This is a genomic window from Edaphobacter sp. (assembly GCF_028283685.1).
Lineage (GTDB): Bacteria > Acidobacteriota > Terriglobia > Terriglobales > Acidobacteriaceae > Edaphobacter.
Genome location: NZ_JAPWKF010000001.1, coordinates 547186 through 571114, shown reverse-complemented (window position 1 = coordinate 571114; position 23929 = coordinate 547186). Strand labels below are relative to the sequence as shown.

Genomic DNA, 23929 nt, shown 5'->3' with positions numbered 1-23929 from the left:
ATCATTCGCCTTTCAGCAGTGCCGCGGGTTGAAGGCCGCGCAGCAGACGGACGGGAAGCAATGCTGCCAGGACTGCGATGGACACATTCAGCAGAAGGATGGCGGGCAGGACGCTTAGCCGTGGCATGGTTGCGGTGTGAAAGTTGAGCTGGCTGATGAGAGAGGATGCTCCCGAGCCGAGGATGTAGCCGATCATTACTCCGCCGATGGAGAGAACCACGGCCTCGCAGACGAATAGCCCAACCATGTGAATCGTCGAGCTGCCGAGTGCTTTCATTAACGCAAAGTCTCGACGACGCTCCAGGACGCTCGCGGACAACGTGGCCAGAACGCTGATGGCCACAGTGAGCGCGATGAGGATCATGGCGGCGTACATCAGCGCATGCGTCTTATCGACGATGCGGTTTTCGCCTTCGACCAACTGTCGCACCGGATCGACCTTGATGCCGGGAAGCTGTTTGCGAAGGTCGCCGATGACGGATTCGACCTGCGCTGCTCCGCCGGGAACCTGGAGTTCGATGACGCTGGGCAGAGCACCAGTCCACGCGGTAAAAGATGCGAGCGGCATGTAGATGCGGTTATCTTCGTCTCCGCCGGTATTCAGTCGTCCGGCGCCGTGCAGCGTGATGGGACGGTCTGCGAAGGTGAGCTGCACGTTGTTTTCATCGCCGATGAATTGCGCGGCGTGCTGACCCAGGAGTGCACTTGAGGTTTCAGCGGGCGTAGGCCACGCCGTGACCTGCCACCAGGAGTCGAGGCGGCGTACAGCGGCGAAGTCGGTTCCTGCGACGACGACAGGAGTGCCGCGATCAGTGGTTGCGACGGCATAGCCGAACTCGGCTGCGTTGGCATCCGGTCCCGCGAGTGCCTGTACCTTGTCGAGCGTTCCATCGGCGAAGTGCTTTTCACCCTTTGCGGGAGTGATGACGATGTTGGCGCCGAAGCCGCGGAACTCGTGATGCAGCTTGGCATCAAGGCTGGTGTAGAGCGTGAGCAGCGCCGTTGCCACAGCGGCAGAGATGGTCATGGCGAGAAGCGCCGAGAGACTGCGCGCCCTGCGGTGCATGATCGACCGCCGGATCATCTGGAAGAGGCTGATGCGATGGCTCATGCGCCCGTCCGGAGGATCGAGGACGGTTCCATGGAGAGTGCCCTGCGAATGGCGGGTGTACTGCCTGCGATTGCGATAAGAAGCGACAGGCTGACGATGACGGGCAGCAGAACGGGGTTGAGGATGTCCGTCAGGGCAGGGGTTGCCGATGCCCCAAAGATCTTAATGCCAACCCATGCGGCGACCCCTGAGCCGATAATGTAGCCGATGGCTCCTGTGATGAAGGCCAGCAGGCCGGACTCGGTATAGAAGAGCAGTGCGATGGAGGTCTTGCTGGCGCCGAGTGAGCGCATCAGGCCGATCTCTACCTGCCGTTCGAGGATGGCGGTCGCCATGGCGGCGCTGACGGCGAAGGCCGCGGCGAGCATGGCTGCTGCACTGATGAGCCACATGAGGCCGCTGATGCGGCTGAGAACGGTGCCCTGGCTTTGTTCCACGCGGCGGATCTGCTCGGCGCGGGCTCCGGGGATGGCTTCACGAATCTGATAGGCGATGGAGTTGGCGTAGGGACGGCAGTACCAGATCTCCTTCTGCTTGGCGGAGAGGGAATCGGGGTCTTTGCGGGCGAAGGAGTCTTCGGGCTTGGTGCGGGCGGAGACCTCGACGCGCTTGACGGCATCCGGCGTTCCGGCGATGCTTTGCGCGGTGGAGAGCGGCAAGAGAATCTGATTGTCGACGGTATCTCCCGTGGCGACGATGCCGGTCACGTGAAGGCTGTGGAGAGCGCCGGGATTTTGAGGGGACGGCGTCAGTTGAATCGTATCGCCTGTGTGGATGCCTTTGCTCGTCGCCAGCGCACTGCCAATGACGGCATCAGCGCTGTTGGCTGTAGGGGAAGTCTCTTTCGGCCATTCACCGGTCAGCTTCCAGAGAGGATGCAGCGCGGGAGCTCCGGTGACGATGGCTGGGCCGCCGTTGGAGAGGGAGTGACGAAACCAGAGGCCGGTGGCCGCAACGTCGAGTGTCTCGCCTTCTGAGGTGGTTCCGAGGATGTGGACGGGCAGTTGAGGAGAGACGCCGGTGATGTTGTTGGCCCAGAAGATGCCGCGAAGCTTCTTGAGATCTGATTCCTTGAGGGTGGCTCCGCCGGAGTCGGGACGCACGTCGATGCCACCGACTTGGACGTCTAGCTGCTCTGCCGCGGGAGTGACAACGATGTTAGCTCCGTAGACGGCCAGCTCATCTTGAATGCGGTCGCCGATGGTGGTCGCCAGGGCGAGCATCGCGGTTACGGCTGTTGTGCCGAGAAGTATGGCGATGCCGGCGAGGATCTTGCGTCTCCGCTGCCGCCGAAAACTCTCAATCAAAAGCCGAAGGAACATGATGCGTGCCTTGTGTCCTTATTGCTGGAAGATCGGGATGAGAGAGCGCAGAGCGTCGGCCTGGATGGTGACCTGACCTGCGGTGACAGCGCTCTTCAGCGGGATGGGATTGCAGCCGCCCTCCTGGCCCATGGAGCCGGCGTTGAGGGGAGAGGCGCACATCTTGCAGGTGATGCCCTGATCGCCAATGTAGAAGCCTACGGGACCGCAGATGCGGCAGGCATCGCCGACGGCGACGATGTTGCCGTCCGGCTTCTTGAAGAGCAGGAAGCGAACCTCGGTGCTGCCGCCCTTGCCATCTTCGACGTGGACGCCGAAGCGGTGGAGCTGGTCGTCGTTGATCTCGGATGCGGGGACGGTGACCTCGGAGCCAACGAGTGTGACGGCGGTGGTGGGCGAGAGAGCCGTGGTGCTCTTGGCGTAGATGAACTCGGCGGTGGAGAGGAAGATGAACAGGAAGCTGGTGATGACGACAGCGTTCATCCAGAGCTTCTCGCGGCGCTGGGTCCACTCGATGCGGCGGCGGTCTGCCGGGGTGGCATCGGAGGCGAGCTGAACGGGAGCGCGCCGACGGTATTCCATCAGAATCATCAGGCCGGCGAGGGCAAGCATCGTAACGAAGAAGAAGAGGTCGTTGCGGACGATGGGGCCGATCAGGCGCATCTCCGCTTTGCTGGAGGGAAGGGCGCCGTTTTCGCTCAGCTCGTGCAGGCCGCTGACGATGAGCTGGAAGGCCACGAAGTAGAGGATGACGGTGGTGACGCGGAAGAAGCGCTGAAGATTGATCTTGACACTGCCACGGACAAAGAGAACACCGAAGACGACGGCGACGGCGATGCCGAGGACGGTTCCGGTGAAGCTTAGCAGCTCAGTGGAGTTGAGCGTGACGGCAGAGAGAATCAGAACCGTCTCGACGCCTTCGCGCAGCACCATGAGGAAGACGAAGAAGAAGAGGCCGGTCGTCGAAACGCCCTTTTCGCTGGTGTACTGCGAGACTTTTTCTTCGATATCGCCGCGCATGGTGCGGGCCGTCTTATGCATGAACCAGATCATGCTGATGACGAAGACGGCTGCGGCGAGCATGACCCAGCCCTCAAAGATGTCGGTATTGAGTTCGAGATGGGCCAGAACGATGGCCCCGGCGACGCTGCAGCCCACAGCGGCTGCGATGGCCCAGAAGACGATTTTCTTGAGCTCTTCGCGGCCGATCTTAACCAGATAGGCGAAGATGATGCCAACGATCAGCGAAGCTTCCACGCCCTCGCGGAGGGTAATGATAAATGCCTGCAGCATAAGGTGTTTCTCTTCCTCAGGGCCGCGATACGCGACGAACCGCCTGCTGGTCACCCTTGATCAAAGCATGGCGTCGAAGTCGACCTGTCCTGCATTCTAGTCTATTGAGGACTAAATTGGTCGTCAATCGGGAAAGGCCGTTATACGCGCAATCATTTCGAGGCGTGTTCTGTGAGTAGCAGATTGAAGGGATTTGATTTGCTGGGGGAGGGATGGTGCGCCCGGAGTGATTCGAACACCCGACCTACTGGTTCGTAGCCAGTTGCTCTATCCAGCTGAGCTACGGGCGCACATTGCGTTGACTGCAACTAGATAAGAATACATGATCTTTGGAATCAGATCAAACGTACGGTTGAGGAAAACAGCCGCCTAACGAGGCAGGCGGCTGGTATCGGCTGTGGTCTGCTGCAGCGAAGATGCAGGGATCGCCTTCATGGTGACCTCGGCTCCACTGCGGGCCAGCGCCAGAACGCGGTTCGGAGCGATACCGAGCAGCAGTGTGGCGACAGCTGTGAAGGTGAGCGCGATGGCCGCCGGGATGGACACCGGAGCACTCACCTTGATGTGTCCGGTGTCGGTTGCGGGGCGGCTGTACATTGCGGCCAGGAGGCGAAGGTAGTAGAAGCAGGCGATGCCGCTGTTGAGCAGGCCAAATAATGCAAGCCAGACGTTGCCCGCGTGCAGCGCTGCCGAGAAGACATAGAACTTGCCGAAGAAGCCGCCGGTGAAGGGGATTCCGATCAGCGAGAGGAGGAAGAATCCGAGCAGCGCGGTGAGGACGGGACGCTTGAGCGCGAGGCCGGCGTAGTCGTCGATGGTGCGAGCGTTCTCGTCGTAGCCGGAGAGCTGCGTGATGACGGTGAAGGCACCGACGTTCATGGCTGCGTAGGCTGCGGTGTAGAAGCAGGCCGAGGCGATGCCATCGGCTGGGAACGCGGTAAAGGCGACGAGGAGGTAACCGGCATGCGCGATCGAGGAGTAGGCGAGCATGCGCTTGACGTCGCGCTGCATCAGGGCGCCGAGGTTGCCGGTGAACATGGAGAGGACGGCGATGATCCAGATGAGGCCAGCCCAGCGCGGCTCGTACGAGGGAAAGCCGGAGAAGAGGACACGCAGAAGAACGGCGAACGCTGCGGCTTTGGGCGCGGTGGACATCAGGCCAACAACAGGAGCGGGAGCTCCCTGGTAGACGTCGGGGGTCCAGACGTGGAAGGGAGCCGCGGAGACCTTGAAGCCGATGCCGATGACGATCATCGCTAGCGCCAGCAAGGCGAGCATCGGTGTCGCTGTGGTCGCGAGTCCCTGCGAGAGGATATCGATACGTGTGGAGCCGGTTGCACCGAAGGCGAGGGCGATGCCATACAGGAAGAAAGCCGTGGCGAAGGAGCCGAGCAGGAAGTACTTGATCGAGGACTCGGCTGGTGGCGGCCTTGCCCTTGCGGAAGCCAGCCATGATGTAGCTCGAAATCGAGGAGATCTCAAGGCCGACGAAGACCATCAACAGCTCAACCGAGCAGGTCATCAGCATCATGCCCGTTGCGCCGAAGAGCACGAGGGCATAGTACTCACCCGCGACGTTGGCGTGACCCTGGAAGTAGTCCAGCGAGCTGAGAAGCGTGATGAGGACGACGGCGCAGATGAGCAGATGAAAGAAGACGGAGAACGAGTCGGCCTGGATGGTGCCGAAGAACGCATGGATGGTACCGAAGCCGAGCTGGTACCAGCTGGCGAAGCCTGCGGCGATGGTGCCAAGGATGGCGAGGAGGCCGAGCGACTTGCGGTTCTGCTGAGCCGGAATCAGGGGATCACCCAGCATTACGAGGACGCCGGTGATGGTGAGGATGTACTCAGGCAGAAGAGCGAGGACGTTGGGAGACATCTAGCGAGCTCCTTTCGTCGAAGCGGTCATGGTCTGTGTCGTTGCTGCGGGCTTAGCCGATGCGTCAAAGTTCATGTTGACTGCCTGAATGTGATTAACTCTTTCGGCGATCTTCGTGCCTGCGGTGTCGATGACATTCATAAAGACCGGGGAGGCTACGCCCATGAAGAGGAAGAGAGCCACCAGGGGCCAGAGAGCGAGATGCTCGCGCAGTTCGAGGTCGGGGGCCGTGATGGATTCGGAGCGCGGTCCGAGATCGCCGTAGAAGACGCGCTGGATCATCCAGAGCATATAGGAGGCGGTGAGGATGACTCCGGTGGTGGCGAGTGTCGTCCATCCGATGTGGTGCGAGATCGTCGACTGCATGGAACCGGAGAGAACGAGGAACTCACCGACGAAGCCATTCAGCAGTGGAAGGCCGGTGACGGAGAGCGCCGTGAGGACGAACATGGTGACGACCCAGGGCAGACGAGCTGCCAGACCGCCGTATTCGCGCATATCGTAGGTGCGGTAGCGCTCGTAGAGCAGGCCGAGGAGCATAAAGAGCGCCGAGCCGCCGATGCCTTCGTTGAGCGTCTGGTAGATGCCGCCGTCGATGCCGGAGACGGTGAAGGCGAAGATGCCGAGGATGACGACAGAGACGTGCCCGAGAGTACCGAAGGCCGCGAGGCGCTTGAGGTCCTTTTGGACGAGGGCGAGCAGCGCTCCGTAGACGATGCCGATGGCGCCGAGTGCGATCATCAGCGGCGCGATACGGTGAGCCTGTCCGGGGAAGATGCCGAGGTAGAAGCGCAGCAGGGAGTAGAGGCCCAGCTTGCCGGCGATAACCATGACGGCAGCGGTGGGAGCTTCGGAGACAGCGTCCGCCAGCCAGCCATGCAGCGGGAAGATTGGAACCTTGACGGCGAAGGCGGCCAGGAAAGCAAGCGATGCGAGCCAGAGTGCGGTCGGGTTCGATGAGATGCCGTGCGAGACGGCAAGCTCTGCGAGACGCGGATAGTCGAAGGTGCCGGTACGCGCGTAGAGCCAGAGCACAGCGACCAGCAGGATGGCTGAAGGGATGAAAGCGTAGAGGAAAAACTTGATGGCGGCGCGGCGGCGGTTCTCCGTCCGGCCGAAGGCTGCGATCAGCAACGCCATGGGGACCAGGGAGAGCTCCCAGTAGGCGTAGTAGAGGAAGAGGTCGAGCGAGACGAAGATGCCAAGCATTGCGACCTGCTGCAGCAGGAAGAGAACGTAGAAGAGGCGGCGGCGGCTGTCGATGGCACGCCAGGAGATGAGCACGCCAAGCGGCGCCAGAAGGCCGGTGAGCACGACGAACCACATGGAGAGCCCATCCACGCCAAGGTGATAGCCGATGGCGGGCGAGGTGATCCAGGGGCAGCTCTGCTCGAACTGGAAGCTTCCGGCGGGAACCGCGGAGTTGTAGTGAAAGGGCAGATGCAGCGTGAAGAGGAAGGTCAGTAGCGTGACGGCGAGAGCTCCCCACTGCTGGAGCTTGTCCCGATCAGGCAGCAGGGCAAGGACGATGGCTCCAACAAGGGGAGTGAAGGTGATGATCGTCAGGATGTTGTGGTCGAGGTTCATCGAGTTCGTCGGTTTCCTGTCGTTTTAGTGCAACCAGAGTGAATGGCCGAAGATCATGACGGCGATGACGGCAGCGGCGCCGAGAGCGAGCCATCCTGCGTAAGAACGAATGTTTCCGGACTGAATACGGCGTACCAGCGATCCCAGACCGCGCGTGGAGGCTCCAGCCGCATAACCCGCACCGCCAACCACGCCGCCATCGAAGATGGTGCCGAGAATGAGGCGCGAGAACATCAGCAGAGGAGTCACGATGACGCCCTGGTAGATCTCGTCCACATAGAACTTATTGTCGACGAGGCGGTAGAGGGCGGGGAACTTCTGTGCGTAGGAGGCAGCCGTGCCTGGCTTCTTGTAGTAGAGCGCGTAGGCGATGAAGAGGCCAAGCAGCGCTACGAGAACCGAGACGGCTGCAAGGCCGAGCTCGGTGGAGTGGCTGACGACCTCGGTCACGGTGACGGCTGGTGAGAGGACCGGCTCGAGGAAGGCACCGATCTCGTCGTGTCCGCCAAGTGCCGCGGGAACGCCAACCCAGCCGCCGATGATGGAGAGCAGTGCAAGAACCATCAGCGGCAGCGTCATGACCAGGGGCGATTCATGTACGCCGTGGCCGTGATGGTCATCGTGTCCGTGGCCATGATCGGTGTGCTCTTCGAAGCGCTCTTCACCGAAGAAGGTCTTGAACCACAGGCGGAACATGTAGAACGAGGTCATTCCGGCTGTGATCAGTCCAACGAGCCAGAGCAGCTTGCCGATCGGATTCGGAGAGACGAAGGCCTGGAAGAGGATCTCGTCTTTTGAGAAAAAGCCTGCGAGGGGAGGAAGCCCGGCGATGGCGAAGACGCCCATCGTCATCGTCCAGAAGGTGACGGGGATACGCTTGCGCAGGCCGCCCATCTTACGCATGTCCTGCTCGCCCGAGAGCGCGTGAATCACGGAGCCAGCGGCGAGGAAGAGCAGAGCCTTGAAGAAGGCATGCGTCAACAGGTGGAAGATACCAGCCGTGTAGGCCCCGACGCCGCAGGCCAGGAACATGTAGCCGAGCTGCGAGACGGTGGAGTAGGCCAGGACGCGCTTGATGTCGTGCTGCACCATGCCGATGCAGGCCGCGAAGAAGGCAGTCGCAGCACCGATGATGGCGACGACGCCGAGGGCGTAGGGCGAGCGGTCGAAGATGACGTGGGAGCGCGCGACCATGTAGATGCCCGCTGTGACCATGGTGGCGGCGTGGATGAGTGCGGAGACCGGGGTTGGGCCTTCCATAGCGTCAGGCAGCCAGACGTAGAGTGGAATCTGAGCTGATTTACCCGTGGCGCCTACAACGAGCAGCAGAGCGATGGCGGTGAGGAAGCCACCGTGCCATTCAGGATGAGCGGACACCGCGGAGAAGACCGTGGCGAAGTCGAGTGATCCGAAGTGGGAGATCATCAGGAACATCGCGAGGAGGAAGCCGAAGTCGCCGATGCGGTTGACGATGAAGGCTTTTTTGCCTGCGTTGGCAGCGGAGTCCTTCTTGAAGTAGAAGCCGATCAGCAGGTACGAGGCGAGACCGACGCCCTCCCAGCCGACGAAGAGCAGAAGGAAGTTGGCGGAGAGCACCAGGACCAGCATGAAGAACATGAACAGGTTCAGGTAGGCGAAGAAGCGCCAATAGCCCTCTTCGTGTGCCATGTAGCCGACGGAATAGAGATGGATGAGGAAGCCGACGCAGGTAACGACGCCGAGCATGATGGCGGTCAGATGGTCGACGGTAAAGGCGAAGTCGGCGTGGAAGCCGGAGACCGAGATCCAGCTGTTTCCGAACAGCGTGATGGTGGAGTGAATGGACTCAGGCGCGCCGGGAGCCTTGATGGTGGCCCAGAGCCACATCCAGAGCAGGGCTGAAATGGCCGTGGGGATCAGGGCGACGGCGGAGACGAGTGCGCGGGGCAGGCGGCGGCCCAGGGTTCCATTGAATCAGGAATCCCGCGAAGGGAAGCAGCGGAATCAGCCATAGATAGGAGGCGGGCATCTGGGTCTCTCGTGTCCTTAATTCTTGAGCAGGTTGACCTGGTCGACGTTGAGGGTCTGGCGCGTGCGATAGATGGCGATAATGATGGCGAGACCGACGGCGGCCTCGGCGGCGGCGACGACCATGACAAAGAAGACGAAGATCTGACCGGTGATCTGGTGCCACATGTGGGCGAAGGCGACGAAGGTCAGATTGACGGCATTGAGCATGAGCTCAATCGACATGAAGATGGTGATGATGTTGCGTTTGATCAGGAAGCTGGCGATGCCGACGGAGAAGAGGATCGCGGCGAGAACCAGGTACCAGGAGATGGGAACGGCTGCGGACATCGTAGTCTAGTGCTCCTTTCGGGCGAGCACGACGGCTCCGAGGATAGCGACGAGGATGAGAATGCTGGTGGACTCGAAGGGAAGCAGGAGGTCGCGGAACAGAACCTGAGAGATCTCGGCGATGTTGTTGGCGGCGTGGGTCAGGTGGTTGCCGAGATCGGTGACACCGAAGCTCTTGCCGTTGGAGAGGAAGACAAAGCTGAGCAGGCAGAAGATGGCGGCGGCGCCGGGGAAGCCGACGGCGTATGCGGCCTTGCTGCCGTGGGTTCGCTCTTCCTCGCCCGCGTTGAGGAGCATGACGACAAAGACGAATAGAACCATCACGGCGCCGGAGTAGACGATGACCTGTGCCGCGGCGAGGAATTCAGCCCCAAGCGACCAGTAGAGGACGGCCAGCGACATCATCACGACGACGAGCGAGAGCGCCGAGTTGATGGGGTGCCGCTGCAGCAGGAAGTTAATCGCTCCGGCGACGGCGAGCAAACCAAAGATGATGAACAATGCGAGTTGCATGATGCTCCGCGGATTCGTTCTTAGTGTGAATCGCTTGAATCAGGGCTAAATTGTTGTGGGCTACCTGTTGATTGTAAAGCAGGTAGCTCTGGGCTCATCCGCGCAGGGCAAGGACGAGGCTGGTGGCAATGATGTTGAGGATGGCGACGGGAAGCAAGAACTTCCAGCCGAAGGCCATGAGCTGGTCGTAGCGGAATCGGGGAAGCGTCGCGCGGACCCAGATGTAAAGCAGGAGAAACGCGAAGACCTTGGCGACGAACCAGAGCACGGGGAAGATCGCTGAGAGGATCGGTCCGCCGAAATTAGCAGGGAGGAGATTGCCCAGCGGGCTGGTCGCTCCACCCAGGAACATGAGGGTCGCGACGCAGGCAACGGTGATCATGTTGGCGTACTCAGCCATGAAGAACATCGCGAACTTCATCGAAGAGTATTCCGTGTGATAGCCGGCGACCAGCTCGGACTCGGCCTCGGGAAGGTCGAAGGGAGCGCGGTTGGTCTCGGCGTAGGCCGCCATCAGGTAGATGAAGAAGGCGATGAACTGGAAGCCTCCGAAGAGGTTCCAGGAGAGTGCGCCGTGCGCTGCCTGGCTGTCGACGATATCGCGGAGGCGAAGCGAACCGGCGCGAAGGACGACGCCGACCAGCGAAAGTCCGAGGGCAAGCTCGTAGCTGATGACCTGCGAGGTAGCACGCAGGGAGCCGAGGAGAGCGAACTTGTTGTTCGACGACCAGCCGGAGAGCGCGATACCGTAGACGCCGATTGACGTGATGCCGAGGATGACCAGCAGACCGATGTTGATATCGGAGATGGCGAACATATCGACGCCAGCGATGTGGGTGACTGCACCGAAGGGAACGACGGCGATCGAGATCAGAGCGCAGGTGAGCGCGATGATCGGCGCGAAGATGAAGAGCGGCCGCTCGGTGGCAAGCGGCATCAGGTCTTCCTTGAGGAAGAGTTTGATACCGTCGGCGAGGGGCTGCAGCAGGCCGAAGGGACCGACGCGGGAGGGGCCCCAGCGGTTCTGCATGCGACCGAGGACCTTGCGCTCGAGCAGAACGGTGTAGGCCACCGCCGTCAGCGTAATGACGAGCACGACGACGATCTTCAAGATCGAGAGCAGAAAGAATGTCTGGAAATCAGTCAGATGACTCACGTGTTTGCTCTCGTCTCCTAGTCGGCTGCGGTCTGGATGCGAACCAACTGCTCGCTGGTCTGGTACTGCTTGACGTCGTTCAGGTTGGGCGAGAAGCGGCCCAGAGTCCCCGAGGTGAAGAGCGTGTCGCCGGAGGGCAGAACCAGGTCGCGGCGGTTCGTGATCTGTACGAGCGGTGCCGCAGGCTCTAGGTGCTGGTCGTTGCCGCTGATCAGCTGGAGCCGAAGCAGGTTGTAGCCCGGTACGAGGCGATGAATCTCATCCAGGATCGCGAAGGGATCGAAGGGCGAGAGCTTGGGCTCGAGGTTGTTGGCGGTGAGCCAGACGGCGTGACGGTCGGCCTCGCCGGACTGAGCGCCGCGGCTCTGACCCATGTCGGCGCGAAGACCCTTGCCGAAGGGAACCAGCGCCTTGACGTCGGCCCCCATCTTGTCGGCGACGCGAACGATCATCTCAAAGTCGGTGCGGACACCGGCGCGGTCGCCGGCTTTGGCGACAAGCTGCAGGTCACCGTAGCTGTTGGTGACCGATCCTGCCTTCTCATAAAGATTGGCGGCGGGAAGAATCACGTCAGCAAGCTTTGCCGTCTCGGTCAGGAACATCTCCTGCGCGACGACGAAGGTATCCTTGAGCGCTGCCGGATCGACGCCATAGCGTCCGACCGGATTCGCATTGACGATGTAGAGCGCCGAGAGCTTGCCCGCGGCGGCGGCGTCGAAGATCTCGAGCATGTCGAGGCCTGCGGTGGCCGGTGCGTTGAACTCTGCGAAGGGGCCGGGCTGCGCAACCGGAACGTAGCCGGGAAGCATGTCGGGCAAGAGGCCCATGTCGGCTGCTCCGCGCGAGTTGACGTAGTCGGAGAGCAGGGCGAACTTCGCTCCCGGAATCGTCAGGCCGAATTCGATGAGGCGCTTCAGATCCGCGCCGCGAAGCTCGGAGCCGATGAGGATCAGGAGCTTTTCCTCTGCCTTGACGGCTTCGGTGAAGGCGCCGAGGGCGGAGGGATCGTTTGCTGCACCCGCCGCGGAGGCAGAATCACCCGCGAGGTAACCGGCGAGAGCGCCGTAACCGAACGGAGCCACCTGCAGGAATGCCTTGGCCTGACGGCGAAGCTTGATCTCGTCAGTGTTGGCGATGTAAAGCTTCGCCTTGTTGAGGCGGACATCGGAGCGAAGGTTCCACGCGGTTCCGGGAGCCTGGTTGGTGGGATCGCCACCTACTGATCAGGACAGCAGGGAAGTTCTGCGTGTCGCGCCACGAGGCGGTGCGCCCCTTCTGACCGGCGAGAGCCTGGGCGAAGGTGACGTAGTCTGCCGTGCGGTGATGATCGATGTTGTTGGTGCCGAGGACCGTGCGTGCGAACTTCTGCAGCAGGTATGCCTCTTCGTTGGTCAGGCGGTTTCCGCCGAGAACGCCGATAGAGCTGCCACCGCGGGTGTCACGCAGCTCGCGCAGCTTTTTGCCGGTGAAGGTGAAGGCCTCTTCCCAGGAGACTTCCTTGAGGCTGCCATCGGCCTGCCGGATCATCGGCGAGGTGATGCGCTCGGGGCTGTTGGCGAAGTCGAAGGCGTAGCGGCCCTTGTTGCAGAGGAAGTCGCCATTGATGCCGCTCTTGTCGCGGTTGTCGCCGCGAACGATCTCCGCGCCGTCTGAGGTGGAGCGGACGCCGAGGGTCGTCTTGCAGCCATCGCCGCAGTGCGTGCAGATGGTTGAGACGTGGTTCATCTCCCACGGACGGGTCTTGTAGCGGTAGGTGCCGGAGGTCAGCGCGCCGACCGGGCAGGCATCGATGCACATGCCGCACTGTTCGCAGTCGAGATGAGCGAGGTTGTCGGGAGAGAGCTGTGCGGGGATGTTGGGCGCGATGACGGCTGAGGAGCCACGGTTCTGAATGCCGAGGGCGAAGACGTCCATGCCCTCGCCGCACATACGGACGCAGCGATAGCAGAGGATGCAGCGCGGGCGGTCGAAGTAGACGGCTGGAGACCACTTCTGCTCTTCGCGGTGATTCTTCGGTTCGGCGTAGAAGCTCTCTGCCGCGCCGTACTTGAAGGTCATGTCCTGCAGTTCGCACTCGCCGCCAGCGTCGCAGACGGGGCAGTCGAGGGGATGGTTGCCGAGCAGTAGCTGCAGCGTCGCCTTGCGGGCCTGGGAGATCTCTGGCGTCTCGGTCTGGACGACCATGCCTTCGGCGACCGGCGTGGTGCAGGCGGTCTGGAGCTTGGGCATCTTCTCGATGCGGACGACACACATGCGGCAGGCCGCCTGAAGCGAAAGACCGGGGTAGTAGCAGAAGGCAGGGATCTCAATGCCGGCGGACTTGCAGGCATCGATGAGCAACGTGCCTGCCGGGGCGGTGAGTTGCTTGCCGTCTACGATGAACTTTACGTCTGGCATTAGTGCGCTCCCACGAGCTGTTCGACCGTAATGATCGGGGTTCCGGCCTTCTGGCCGTCGATGTAGTCTTCGAATTCCTTACGGAACTTCTTGACGAAGCCGAGTGTCGGCATGGCAGCGGCGTCGCCGAGCGGGCAGAAGGTGCGGCCCATCATGTTCTCGGCGAGATACTGCACATTGGCAACGTCCTTCTTCGTTCCGCCGCCGTTGTAGACGCGGCTGAGGGTCTTCTTGATCCAGTCCGTGCCTTCGCGGCAGGGGATACACCAGCCGCAGGACTCGTGCTGGTAGAAGGAGATGGTGCGCAGGGCAAACTCGACGATGGAGACGGTCTCGTCAAGTACGACGATGCCGCCGGAGCCAAGCATGGTGCCGGCCTTGCCCATCTGGTCGAAGTCGAGGCCTACGTCGATCTCTTCAGGCAGCAGAACCGGGCAAGAGCTTCCACCGGGGACGACGGCCTTGAGCTTCTTGCCATCCTTGATGCCGCCAGCGACGTCGTAGATAGCCTTCTTGAGGTTGTAGCCCATGGGCAGCTCGTAGACGCCGGGGCGCTCCACGTGGCCGCTGATGCCGAACAGGCGGGTGCCGCCGTTGCGCTCGGAACCGATCTTGGCGTACTCTTCGCCGCCCATAAGAAGGATGTGCGGGGCGGAGGCGATGGTCTCGGCGTTGTTGATGACCGTAGGACCACCGTAGAGGCCGACGACGGCGGGGAAGGGCGGCTTGATACGCGGGACGCCACGCTTGCCTTCGAGCGACTCCATGAGGGCGGATTCTTCGCCGACCTCATAGGCGCCTGCACCAGACTGGGTGATGATGTCGAAGTCGATGCCCGAACCGAAGATGTTTTTGCCGAGGAAGCCCCTGGCATAGGCGTCGGCGACGGCCTTCTCGACGATCTTCAGCAGGTAGCGATACTCGCCGCGAAGGTAGATAAAGCCCATCTTCGACCCGATGGCGAGGCCGGCGATCATGGTGCCTTCGATGATGGCATGGGGGTCGTGCAGAAAGATGACGTGGTCTTTGCAGGTGCCCGGCTCGGATTCGTCACCGTTGACCAGAACGTACTTCGGCTTCTCCGACTGCTTGGGCACGAAGGACCACTTCAGGCCGGTAGGGAAGCCTGCGCCGCCGCGGCCGCGAAGGCCGGAGGCCTTCATGGTGTTGATGATCCACTCGGGACCTTCAGCGATGGCCTTCTGAACTGCCTTATAGCCGTCGAGCTCGATGTACTTGTCGATGTCAGCGGCGCCCTGGCCGAAGCGGCGGCTGAGAACTTTAACTTCGTCGGGATGGGAGACGAGGGTTGGCATGGTTATTTCACGTCCTTTCCCTTGCCGGCGCGGTAGGTCTCGATGATCTCGTCGACCTTCACGGTGTTGAGATTGTCATGGAAGTCGTAATTGACCTGCATGGCGGGGGCCCAGCAACAGGCGCCGATGCATTCAACCTCTTCGAGGGAGAAGACGCCGTCCGAAGTGACTTCTTTATGGCCGATGCCCAGCTTGTGCTTACAGTGGTCGAGGATCTCGTAGCCGCCGCGCAGCATGCAGGATATGTTGGTGCAGACCTGCACGTTGTACTTGCCGGCTGGCTTGGTGCGCAGCATGGAGTAGTACGAAAGCACGTTGCGAACGTCCAACTCCAGAAGATCGAGGCGTTGCGCGATCTCGGTGACCACAGCATCGGAGACGTAGCCGATATCGTCCTGTGCATAAAGCAGCATAGGGACGAGAGCAGAGCGCTTGACCGGGTAAAGCGTTACCAGGTGATCGAAGCGCGCCGCCGTCTGGGGCGAAAAGATTGTGTTGGCGATCTCACTCACTGTGCATTATCTCCCGCGCCAGTCGTTCGGCGGCAAGGTCCATCTCTTCGGTAATTCCATTCAGTTTAACCGTTCCGTCCTCTTCCAGCGAAAAAGAGGAACGATTGCCCACGCTGTCTTCGAGGATGCCGTGTGTGACGCGCAACCAACGGTTGGCGACGCGAAGCATGATCTCGTCTGCGCCGACCTCGACGACTGCGTGATGCCGGCTGTTGAGTCCGTGGGCGGCCGAGTAGGAGCGCAGCAGCGATGCCCAGGAGGTCCAAAGTTCAGTGTGGAGCTGATGACTCGTTATCACAGGACTCCACCTCTTGCCATTAGCGGTCGATGGCTCCCAACACAATATCGATCGATCCGATGACTGCGACGACGTCGGCGAGCAGACGGCCCTTGCACATCGTCTCCAAAGCCTGAAGGTTCGAGTAGTCCGCGTTGCGCATGTGCACGCGGTAGGGCTTGGCGGTTCCGTCGGAGACGACGTAGTAGTTCATCATGCCGTGGGCCGCTTCGACCGAGCTGGTCGCTTCACCCGCGGGGACCGCAAAGCCTTCGGTGACGATCTTGAAGTGATGGATCAACGACTCCATCTGGGTCTTCATCTGTTCGCGATCCGGAAGGATGATCTTCGGCGCATCGGCCACGATGCGGCCCTCAGGCATGCCGTCGAGCGCCTGGAGGCAGATCTTCACGGACTCGCGCATCTCTTCCATGCGCAGCACATAGCGCGCCCAGACGTCGCTGTCGTTCGAGACAGGGACCTTGAACTGGAACTTCTCGTAGCTGGAGTACGGCATGTCGCGGCGGATGTCGAAGTCGATACCGGCGGCGCGCAGCGGAGGCCCGGTGACGCCGAGAGCGATCGCGTCTTCGGGCGAGATATAGCCGACGCCCTTCAGGCGCTTGATCCAGATGGGGTTGTTCTGCAGCAGGCCTTCGTACTGGTCGATCTTGGAAGGGAAGTCGAGCAGGAAGGCGCGGATGTCATCGAAGAGACCGAGCGGTGGCTCCATGCTGACGCCGCCGATGCGGATGTAGCTGGTCATCATGCGCTGGCCGCTGACGGCCTCGAAGATGCGCAGCAGCTGTTCACGTTCACGGAAACAATAAAGGAAGACGGTGAGCGCGCCGATGTCCATGGCGTGTGTTCCCAGCCAGACCAGGTGGGAGTTCAGGCGCATCAGTTCGTTGAAGAGCACGCGCAGCCACTGGGCCTTTTCGGGGATCTCGAGCTGCAGCAGCTTTTCGACCGCGAGGGCATATGCCGTGTTGTTGGTCATCGGCGAGAGGTAGTCGATGCGGTCGGTGAGGGGAACGACCTGCTGGTAGAACTTGGCCTCGCAGGTCTTCTCGATGCCAGTGTGCAGATAGCCGATATCCGGGGCGAGCGAGACGACGGTCTCGCCGTCAATCTCGAGCACAAGGCGGAGCACGCCGTGGGTGGACGGGTGCTGCGGCCCCATGTTGATGATCATGGTCTGATCGGAGATGGGGTCGGAACCGTGTTTGTGGAGCTCGGCGTCGGCGATAACGTCTTCGATGCCGGGATTAATCTGGTCGGGAGCGGCGATAGGTGGCATTAGCGGTAGCCCTCCACGGGGTAGTCCTTACGCAGGGGGTGGCCCTGCCAGTCTTCGGGCATCATGATACGGCGCAGGTTGGGGTGACCGTTGAAGTTCACGCCAAAGAGATCGAAGACCTCGCGTTCGTAAAAGTTTGCCGACGGCCAGATCGAGACGATGCTGTCGAGCGAGGCATTCTCGCTGTCGAGGCGGACGCACAGGCGAATGCGGCGCTTCAGCGAGTGCGAAAGGATGTGATAAACGACCTGAAAGCGGGGCTCGGACGGGTACCAGTCGACGGCCGTGACGTCCTCAAGGAAGTTGTAACCAGCTGCCTGGATGGCCTTGCAGGCAGGGATAATGTTTTCGCGGGCGACGGTGACGGTCAACTCTTCGCGGTCGTACTTGGCGGCGGCGGCCAGATCAGATAGTGCCTTAAGGGCAGGCTCTTCAGGGAACTTGTCGAAGACGGCCTGGGTGTCGAGAATCGCGGGCTCCATTAGAGATCTCCCTTATCGGTGGACCAGTCGAGAATGCCCTTCTTCCAGACATAGAACAGGCCTACAGCGACAAAGCCGAGATAGACGAGCATCTCCCAGAAGCCGAACATCTTAGAACCGGTGATAGCAGGCAGGCGACGGAAGATGACCGCCCAGGGAAGCATAAAGACGGCCTCGACATCGAACAGGATGAAGAGCATCGCCACCATGTAGAAGCGAACCGAGAAACGGCCTCGCGCGTCACCGATCGGATCCATACCGCACTCATAGGGTCCGAGTTTGGTGCGGGAGTTCTTGTGCTTTCCGACAAAGTAGGACGCCCCCACCATGCCGCATGCAAGACCAAGAGCCACCAGTATTTGCAGGACAAGCGGAAGATAATTCCAGATGTAGGGGTAATTGTGCATGGCCATGTTTGACTTTAAGTTTGCGGCTGGCAAGTGTCAAGCTATCAGGCCGTTGTGTTCGGCTATCGGCATTGCTAACGCAAAAGCTGTGAATAGGCGTCGATGATGCGGTCGCCTACCTGGGCGGCGATCAGTGCTCCTGCAGCCAGAAAGCTGCCGAAGGCGAGTTTGGAGGATGTTCCTGCACGACCCCGAGCCAGCTGGAATATCCCGTAAATGGATGCTCCAAGTACGCCAAAGAAGAGCGATAGCATGCCTGGCCAGAACCCCAGGAAGGCCGTGATCATGGCCAGCAGCTTGACGTCGCCGAGCCCCATGCCTTCTCGATGCCGGATAGCACGGTAGGTCTGTCGGATCAGCAACATAAGGATCGCCGCACCGCAGGCGGCCAGGACGCGGCCGAGGATCAGGGCTTCAGGCCCGGTCATGAAGAGATTGCCGGTATCGGCAGTGGCGCCCACGCTGGTCAGCTTTGGGCTATTTTGTGTCAGAAGGATCTGGTCCTGGCCGGGTGCGAGAAAGATAGCCTGGGTGCAGATGAGCAGGAGGCCGAGGAAGACTCCGGTCAGCGTGAAGCTGTCGGGCAGAAGGCCGGTCTCCCAGTCCATGAAGATCAGGCCGATCAGGAGAAAGCCTGCAATCGTCACGCCGAGGTTCGCAATGATGGCAAAGGCTGAGTAGGATGACCCGCCGTTTGTCCCCGGCGAGAAGTAAAAATGGATCACGGTATGCAGGCGGGCGGCCTGAATCGTAAACCAGATTGCTGTGAGCAGTTCAACCAGCGGGTAACGTGCTGAGATCGGTTGCCCGCAGTCGCGGCACTTCCCGCGAAGGAGTATCCAGCTCAGGAGCGGGATGTTGTCGTACCAGCGGATGGAAGCATGGCAGTGGGGACAGCGAGAGGACGGTTTGACGATCGATTCGTGCCCTGGAAGGCGGGAGATGCAGACGTTCAGAAAGCTGCCGAAGATCAGCCCGAGCAGAAAGCCGACCGTCTCGTAAATCATTCGTGCGCTCACACCTGAAGTATACGGCGCGTTAGAAATCGACGTGCATGCGGACGCCTTCGACCAGCACGGGACCTCGGTCCTGGTTGTAGCCCGGATGCTCGATGAACTGGATGTTGAGCGCGTAGAAGACACCTCGCCAGGCATGCAGGTTGTAGTAGCTTTCGAGGATGTCTTCGCGGGCGTAATTCAGTTTGCCGTCTCCGAGGAGGAAGCCAAGGCCTCCATAGCGCAGGTAATTCTGGTGGTCGCGCTTGATGGCGTTGGAGACGAAGGCGACACCGATCTTGTCGTTGGGGCGGGAGAAGGCCCGGCCGGAGTAAGCGCCGCCGAAGGCTACGGTCTGGTCGACCTCTGTGTAGGCATAGGACTCGTGCTGTCCCTCGTTCCAGCCTGCGCGGAAGAAGATACCGAGGTCGGGCGTCAACTCCTGCTCCATGTTGAGCCCGAAGCCATACTTTACGGCACCGAATTTTGCATGTGCAGAGATGTCAGGCTTGGCATCCTCGCCGGAGAGATAAGCGTTGACTGCGTCGCGGTATAGCCCCATATGCGCGTGATTGACGAAGCTGAGGATGCGTACTGTGCCTCTTCGGTTGGAGGGGACCAGCGGTCCCAGAAGGTTGCGCCTGAGTTCCACTTCGACGTTCTGTCCGCTGGCGCGGCTGAAGGCCCAGTCGAGATCGATGCCGTTGGCGACGGTGGGCATTGCCGCGATGGCGTAGCGTGCCGACCAGGAACGGTCGTGATACTCGGCGACCGCGGCGTAGGTGTAGCCACGGGTGTCGGCGGCGTAGTCCCATGCGCCGTTGTTGTCGACGGTCCAGTTGAGGAACTGCAGGTGACTGTCGGAGCCGATGGTATTGAGGTCGATGTAGTCGGGCAGACTCATCTTGCCGATGTGCAGCTCGATGCGGCGTTCCGGGAGCTGCGTGGCGAGCGAAAAAGGCGTCCGATCCACCTCGACCATCTTGTCGGTGAGGCCGATGGTCTGGTGGATCACAACTCTTGCAAGATAGGGCTTTGAGCCCAGGTTGGGATTACGCACGACATCGAGATTGGTGAATCCGGCCAGGCCCAGCGCCTGGCTGATACCGCGGCCGCCGGCAGACTCAAAGTCGACGATGGTGTCGGTGGCGTAGCGCATGTTGCGATGAAGCTGGAGCCCTAAAAATAAAGTGCCGATAAGAGAGGTCTTGTACTCGCCCCGGCTCTGCAGGCTGTTTGTGCCCTCGTACGGAGAGTGGAAGGGACCGTGAGCCTGGAAGATGATGTTGGCCTGCCCGGAGATGAGGTAGCGCGCCTGATCCGGGTGAGGGAAGATCGTCGTTGCGTCAGGAGATGCGCTCTGCTGTGGAGCGGGGGCGTCGATGGCCTGAGCCTGTAGATGCGTTGGCGTACGCATGGCGAGCGTGAGCGCCGCAAGGGCACACTTCGCAAGGAGAGATTGCATTGCAGGCCGATGTGGAGACATAGGTTTATTAGGCAAAGATGGACTCGACCAGAAGCCACAGGTTCAGCGCCGCGATCAGGATCGCGACGGCCCATCCCGCGACACGTGTCCATGTGCTGTTTACGAAGGTACCCATGCGATGTTTATCGCTGGTGAATTGCACGAGCGGGAAGACCGCAAAGCTCAGCTGCATGCTGAGAATGACCTGGCTGAGGATCAGTAGCTTTGCCGTGCCGGAGCTGCCGTAGATGGCGGTGACGATGATCGCGGGAATAATGGCCACCAGGCGTGTGATCAGGCGACGGAGCCAACTGGGCAGGTGGATATCGAGGAACCCTTCCATGACGATCTGACCGGCGAGAGTGCCGGTAATGGTCGAGTTCTGTCCAGAGGCAAGCAGGGCGAGGGCGAACATCATGCTGGCGCCGGTAAAGCCCAGAAGAGGCGTGAGCAGCCGATAGGCGTCGTCGATCTCCGCAACCTCAAAGTGGCCATTGCGATGGAAGACAGCCGCAGCGACGATCAGGATGGCGGCATTGATAAAAAGCGCCATCGAGAGAGCGACGGCGGAGTCGATGTTAGCGAATTTGATGGCGTCGCGCTTGCCTTCGACGGTGCGCGGGTAGGCGCGCGTCTGCACGATGGAAGAGTGCAGATACAGGTTGTGCGGCATGACGGTCGCGCCGAGAATACTAATCGCAATGTAGAGCATCTCCCGGTCGTGAAAGATCTCGCGGGAGGGTACGAAGAGATGGTGCAGGATCGGGAGCCACTCGGGGCGGGAGAGGATGGTTTCGATGCCAAAGAGAACCGCGATGGTGCTGATCAGGACCATTACCACGGCTTCGAGATAGCGGAAGCCGCGGTGTTCGAGCAGGAGGATGACGAGAACATCGACGCTGGTGATGATGACGCCAAGGATCAGCGGAATGTGGAAGAGCAGCTGCAGGGCGATGGCGGAGCCGATCACCTCGGCAAGATCGCAGGCCGCGATAGCAATCTCTGCGAAGATCCAGAGCGCAAAGGAGACTGGCCGGCTGTAGCGCTCGCGGCATGCCTGGGCCAGGTCGCGTTCCGAGGCGATCCCAAGTTTCAGCGAGAGACTTTGCAACAGGATGGCCATCAGGTTCGACGCCATGATGACGAAGAGCAGGGTATAGCCGTAGCGAGAGCCGGCGGCCAGATCGGTGGCCCAGTTGCCGGGGTCCATGTAGCCCACTGCAACCATGAAGCCCGGGCCGATAAAGCCCAGCATCCGGCGCCAGAGCTTGCTGGACGAGGAGACATCGACGCTGGCAAAGACGTTTGGCAGCGTGGGCCGATGGGCTTTGCTCACGCTTTCCTTAGCAATCGTGGATGTCGCCGTCTCCATCATCCTGTAACAGACCTCACTTTAGCTGAGTATGCCACAGCATGTTAACTATGGTTAATTTATTTTCGTTGAAGGATCGCTAAACGTGTCGTACCCATACCTTTTCGGCGGCTGGGCGCCCCAGGGTGGTCGTTCCGGATGGCGTTTCGATGGTGACGGTTTCGTCGTAGTTCCTCGCCAGAACGCGAATGGGCGTTTGGGGGCCGATGCCGTGCCGATGCAGAAAGAGCAGAAGCTTGGGGTCGCGTTCGTAGAGGCTGGCAACGATGAGGTTCTCCTGCTCCTCGACGTCGGAGAGAGGTGTCAGGCCACGCTTTTTGCGCTGGGAAGGGCTGTCGGGAAGAACGGTATTGCCGTGAGGGCAGGTTCCGCGCTCGCCCAGCTTCTCAATCAGCTTTGCTTCAAACGCAGGGGAAACCGCGTGCTCGAGACGTTCTGCCTCATCGTGAATCTGGTACCACTCCATGCCGAAGATCTCGGAGAGCATGCGTTCGATCAGGTGGTGCCGCAGTGCGGTCTTGTAAGCGATAGCTTTGCCGGTGGATGAGAGTTGGATGGTTCCGTCCTCGTGGACCACGACGTATCCATCGCGCTTGAGTCGGCGCAGGGCCATGGTGACGGCCGGGGGGGAGACGGAGAGCCAGTGAGCGAGGGTCGCCGAGATGACGTGCTGCCCCTCGCTCTCCGCTTCAAGAATGGCCTTGAGGTAATCCTCTTTGGAGACGGTAATTGCAGTATTCATCCAGATCTCATCGTGGAGTAGTTTCTGATCCGGAATTAACTATAGCTAATACCCTCTTTGAAGGAAATGATCTTTTACTTTGCCTTCACGCCAACAGCCACCAGGCCAGCTCCGGCGATCAGGGCAATCGTGCTGAGGATTGGGGAGATGGGCACTGTCTCCTTTTTGTCATGCGAGATCTGGATCGGGCCGGCGTCAACATCCTTGTGTTGGTGGGTGAAGCTGAAGCCGCCGCTGGCGAAGCCGACGATGCCAAGAACGATAAGCAGAATGCCAATGATGGTTGCGGGTTTCATCGTCTGAGAGAACCTTTCATAAAAGAGATAAGGGTGCATTTTTAGTGGTGCTTTTGTTTGTTGCAGATAGTCCGATGCGACGCCCAAGATGCGAGATGTACGCCGGTTGCGCGTTGCGGGGCTTGGGCGTAGTCTTGCCGTACACGGGAAAGGAGGATGATCCAGCCTATGAAAATTGACAGTAAGAGTTGCATCGATGCACGTGAGGTGACTGAGGCTTAGAGCGTTCTTCGCTCTAGTCCTGGCGACTTCAGTAATTTGCTGAACGTACTCCGCCGAGGCCCATGTCCGAGCAAGGACGCCTCAGGTCAATCTCAACAGCTCACCGACGAACGGCCCGCTGCTCCCTGTGAGCGCGGGCCGTTCGTGTTTTGGTTTTAGAATGGAAACCATGACACCTCTCGTTATCGCTGGCAGAGCCTTTCAGTCACGTCTCATCGTTGGAACCGGAAAGTACAAGGATGGTCCGGAGACGCAGGCTGCTATCGAGGCTTCGGGCGCGGAGATGGTCACGGTTGCGGTGCGGCGGGTGAATCTCGACCGCTCCAGTGAATCGCTGCTGGATTTCATCGATCCGCGACGCTACTTTCTGCTTCCGAATACGGCGGGTTGTTACACGGCAGAAGAGGCGATTCGGGCGGCGAGGCTGGGACGTGAGGTCGGTCTCTCCGACTGGGTGAAGATTGAGGTCATCGGCGACCAGGCGACTCTCTACCCGGATGTTCAAGCGACGCTTGAAGCAACCAGGGTTCTGGTTAAAGAAGGCTTCACTGTTCTGCCCTATACCTCTGACGATATTGTGTTTGCCAAGCGGTTGATTGATGCGGGCGCCGCTGCGGTTATGCCGCTCGGAGCCCCGATCGGCAGTGGCCTTGGCCTGCAGAATACGGCCAACTTGCGGATTCTGCGGGAGTTGATCACGGAAGTTCCCTTGATTGTGGATGCTGGAGTTGGGACGGCCTCGGACGCAACCGTCGCAATGGAATTGGGATTCGACGGCGTACTGATGAATACTGCCATTGCGCAGGCGAAGGACCCTCTGATGATGGCGGAGGCGATGCAGCATGCCGTTCTGGCTGGGCGCCAGGCTTATCTTGCAGGACGCATGCCGCGCAAGCTTTATGCGACGGCCAGCTCACCGCTTGAAGGAATCTCCCTATAGTCGCGCCA

21 protein-coding genes, 1 tRNA gene and 1 pseudogene are annotated in these 23929 nt (G+C 60.5%); 1 reads left to right on the top strand and 22 read right to left on the bottom strand.

What is annotated here, in order from left to right; all coding sequences use genetic code 11:
- Position 1: 1 nt before the first annotated feature.
- The 22 genes and pseudogenes from PW789_RS02360 to PW789_RS02255 form a co-directional block, all read right to left on the bottom strand.
- Positions 2–1111: an ABC transporter permease gene (locus PW789_RS02360; RefSeq protein WP_299370828.1), complete on the bottom strand. Its 1110-nt coding sequence runs from the start codon at positions 1109–1111 to the stop codon at positions 2–4.
- Complete coding sequence (locus tag PW789_RS02355; protein WP_299370826.1) at positions 1108–2433, bottom strand: ABC transporter permease; 1326 nt, start codon at positions 2431–2433, stop codon at positions 1108–1110. Before PW789_RS02355 ends, PW789_RS02360 begins: the two co-directional genes overlap by 4 nt.
- An 18-nt stretch (positions 2434–2451) precedes the next feature.
- Entirely contained in the window at positions 2452–3726 is a 1275-nt protein-coding gene (locus PW789_RS02350) for a Fe-S-containing protein (protein WP_299370824.1), read from the bottom strand.
- 213 nt (positions 3727–3939) lie between these two features.
- Positions 3940–4016, bottom strand: a tRNA-Arg gene (locus PW789_RS02345).
- A gap of 79 nt (positions 4017–4095) precedes the next feature.
- Positions 4096–5208, bottom strand: coding sequence for an NADH-quinone oxidoreductase subunit N (locus tag PW789_RS02340; protein WP_367182465.1), 1113 nt, complete (start codon positions 5206–5208; stop codon positions 4096–4098).
- A gap of 397 nt (positions 5209–5605) precedes the next feature.
- Positions 5606–7192: a NuoM family protein gene (locus tag PW789_RS02335; RefSeq protein ID WP_299370822.1), complete on the bottom strand. Its 1587-nt coding sequence runs from the start codon at positions 7190–7192 to the stop codon at positions 5606–5608.
- Positions 7193–7216: 24 nt separating this feature from the next.
- Entirely contained in the window at positions 7217–9088 is a 1872-nt protein-coding gene (gene nuoL, locus PW789_RS02330) for an NADH-quinone oxidoreductase subunit L (protein ID WP_367182474.1), read from the bottom strand.
- A 129-nt stretch (positions 9089–9217) separates the two neighbouring features.
- Entirely contained in the window at positions 9218–9529 is a 312-nt protein-coding gene (gene nuoK / locus PW789_RS02325; protein WP_299370820.1) for an NADH-quinone oxidoreductase subunit NuoK, read from the bottom strand.
- Between the two features lie 6 nt (positions 9530–9535).
- A complete protein-coding gene (locus PW789_RS02320; RefSeq protein WP_299370818.1) occupies positions 9536–10042 on the bottom strand; it encodes an NADH-quinone oxidoreductase subunit J in 507 nt (168 codons plus the stop codon).
- 94 nt (positions 10043–10136) lie between these two features.
- On the bottom strand, positions 10137–11198 hold the full coding sequence (nuoH, locus tag PW789_RS02315; protein ID WP_299370816.1) for an NADH-quinone oxidoreductase subunit NuoH: 1062 nt from the start codon (positions 11196–11198) through the stop codon (positions 10137–10139).
- A 17-nt stretch (positions 11199–11215) separates the two neighbouring features.
- Positions 11216–13595: pseudogene (locus PW789_RS02310) on the bottom strand (molybdopterin-dependent oxidoreductase).
- Positions 13595–14911 carry an NADH-quinone oxidoreductase subunit NuoF gene (gene nuoF, locus PW789_RS02305; protein WP_299370814.1) on the bottom strand — a complete coding sequence of 439 codons (1317 nt, stop codon included), beginning with the start codon at positions 14909–14911 and terminating at the stop codon, positions 13595–13597. Before nuoF ends, PW789_RS02310 begins: the two are co-directional and overlap by 1 nt.
- A 2-nt stretch (positions 14912–14913) precedes the next feature.
- Entirely contained in the window at positions 14914–15423 is a 510-nt protein-coding gene (gene nuoE / locus PW789_RS02300) for an NAD(P)H-dependent oxidoreductase subunit E (protein ID WP_299370812.1), read from the bottom strand.
- Positions 15416–15721, bottom strand: a complete 306-nt coding sequence (locus PW789_RS02295; RefSeq protein ID WP_299370810.1) for a transcriptional regulator — start codon at positions 15719–15721, stop codon at positions 15416–15418. The genes nuoE and PW789_RS02295 overlap by 8 nt, the downstream gene beginning before the upstream one ends.
- 19 nt (positions 15722–15740) lie before the next feature.
- On the bottom strand, positions 15741–17000 hold the full coding sequence (nuoD, locus tag PW789_RS02290; RefSeq protein WP_299370808.1) for an NADH dehydrogenase (quinone) subunit D: 1260 nt from the start codon (positions 16998–17000) through the stop codon (positions 15741–15743).
- A complete protein-coding gene (locus PW789_RS02285) occupies positions 17000–17482 on the bottom strand; it encodes an NADH-quinone oxidoreductase subunit C (RefSeq protein WP_299370807.1) in 483 nt (160 codons plus the stop codon). Before PW789_RS02285 ends, nuoD begins: the two co-directional genes overlap by 1 nt.
- A complete protein-coding gene (locus PW789_RS02280) occupies positions 17482–17889 on the bottom strand; it encodes an NADH-quinone oxidoreductase subunit A (protein WP_299371608.1) in 408 nt (135 codons plus the stop codon). The genes PW789_RS02285 and PW789_RS02280 overlap by 1 nt, the downstream gene beginning before the upstream one ends.
- A 74-nt stretch (positions 17890–17963) precedes the next feature.
- Complete coding sequence (locus tag PW789_RS02275) at positions 17964–18896, bottom strand: A24 family peptidase (RefSeq protein ID WP_299370805.1); 933 nt, start codon at positions 18894–18896, stop codon at positions 17964–17966.
- 31 nt (positions 18897–18927) lie between these two features.
- Positions 18928–20349: a carbohydrate porin gene (locus PW789_RS02270; RefSeq protein WP_299370804.1), complete on the bottom strand. Its 1422-nt coding sequence runs from the start codon at positions 20347–20349 to the stop codon at positions 18928–18930.
- Between the two features lie 28 nt (positions 20350–20377).
- Positions 20378–21685, bottom strand: a complete 1308-nt coding sequence (locus tag PW789_RS02265) for an Nramp family divalent metal transporter (protein WP_299370803.1) — start codon at positions 21683–21685, stop codon at positions 20378–20380.
- 115 nt (positions 21686–21800) lie between these two features.
- Positions 21801–22463 carry a metal-dependent transcriptional regulator gene (locus tag PW789_RS02260; RefSeq protein ID WP_299370801.1) on the bottom strand — a complete coding sequence of 221 codons (663 nt, stop codon included), beginning with the start codon at positions 22461–22463 and terminating at the stop codon, positions 21801–21803.
- 74 nt (positions 22464–22537) lie between these two features.
- Positions 22538–22759 carry a DUF3185 domain-containing protein gene (locus tag PW789_RS02255; protein ID WP_299370799.1) on the bottom strand — a complete coding sequence of 74 codons (222 nt, stop codon included), beginning with the start codon at positions 22757–22759 and terminating at the stop codon, positions 22538–22540.
- 382 nt (positions 22760–23141) lie between these two features.
- On the opposite strand from PW789_RS02255, the gene PW789_RS02250 reads away from it, so the two are divergent.
- Positions 23142–23921 (top strand): thiazole synthase, encoded by a 780-nt coding sequence (locus PW789_RS02250; RefSeq protein ID WP_367182464.1) that lies wholly within the window; start codon positions 23142–23144, stop codon positions 23919–23921.
- The last annotated feature ends 8 nt before the right edge of the window (positions 23922–23929 follow it).

What these genes read in the sequence shown, in the direction of transcription:
- PW789_RS02360 (WP_299370828.1), bottom strand. Translation starts at nt 1,111, where the DNA reads ATGAGCCATCGCATCAGCCTCTTCCAGATGATCCGGCGGTCGATCATG.
- PW789_RS02355 (WP_299370826.1), bottom strand. Translation starts at nt 2,433, where the DNA reads ATGTTCCTTCGGCTTTTGATTGAGAGTTTTCGGCGGCAGCGGAGACGC.
- PW789_RS02350 (WP_299370824.1), bottom strand. Translation starts at nt 3,726, where the DNA reads ATGCTGCAGGCATTTATCATTACCCTCCGCGAGGGCGTGGAAGCTTCG.
- PW789_RS02335 (WP_299370822.1), bottom strand. Translation starts at nt 7,192, where the DNA reads ATGAACCTCGACCACAACATCCTGACGATCATCACCTTCACTCCCCTT.
- nuoK (WP_299370820.1), bottom strand. Translation starts at nt 9,529, where the DNA reads ATGTCCGCAGCCGTTCCCATCTCCTGGTACCTGGTTCTCGCCGCGATC.
- PW789_RS02320 (WP_299370818.1), bottom strand. Translation starts at nt 10,042, where the DNA reads ATGCAACTCGCATTGTTCATCATCTTTGGTTTGCTCGCCGTCGCCGGA.
- nuoF (WP_299370814.1), bottom strand. Translation starts at nt 14,911, where the DNA reads ATGCCAACCCTCGTCTCCCATCCCGACGAAGTTAAAGTTCTCAGCCGC.
- nuoD (WP_299370808.1), bottom strand. Translation starts at nt 17,000, where the DNA reads ATGCCACCTATCGCCGCTCCCGACCAGATTAATCCCGGCATCGAAGAC.
- PW789_RS02285 (WP_299370807.1), bottom strand. Translation starts at nt 17,482, where the DNA reads ATGGAGCCCGCGATTCTCGACACCCAGGCCGTCTTCGACAAGTTCCCT.
- PW789_RS02280 (WP_299371608.1), bottom strand. Translation starts at nt 17,889, where the DNA reads ATGCACAATTACCCCTACATCTGGAATTATCTTCCGCTTGTCCTGCAA.
- PW789_RS02275 (WP_299370805.1), bottom strand. Translation starts at nt 18,896, where the DNA reads ATGATTTACGAGACGGTCGGCTTTCTGCTCGGGCTGATCTTCGGCAGC.
- PW789_RS02270 (WP_299370804.1), bottom strand. Translation starts at nt 20,349, where the DNA reads ATGCAATCTCTCCTTGCGAAGTGTGCCCTTGCGGCGCTCACGCTCGCC.
- PW789_RS02260 (WP_299370801.1), bottom strand. Translation starts at nt 22,463, where the DNA reads ATGAATACTGCAATTACCGTCTCCAAAGAGGATTACCTCAAGGCCATT.
- PW789_RS02255 (WP_299370799.1), bottom strand. Translation starts at nt 22,759, where the DNA reads ATGAAACCCGCAACCATCATTGGCATTCTGCTTATCGTTCTTGGCATC.
- PW789_RS02250 (WP_367182464.1), top strand. Translation starts at nt 23,142, where the DNA reads ATGGAAACCATGACACCTCTCGTTATCGCTGGCAGAGCCTTTCAGTCA.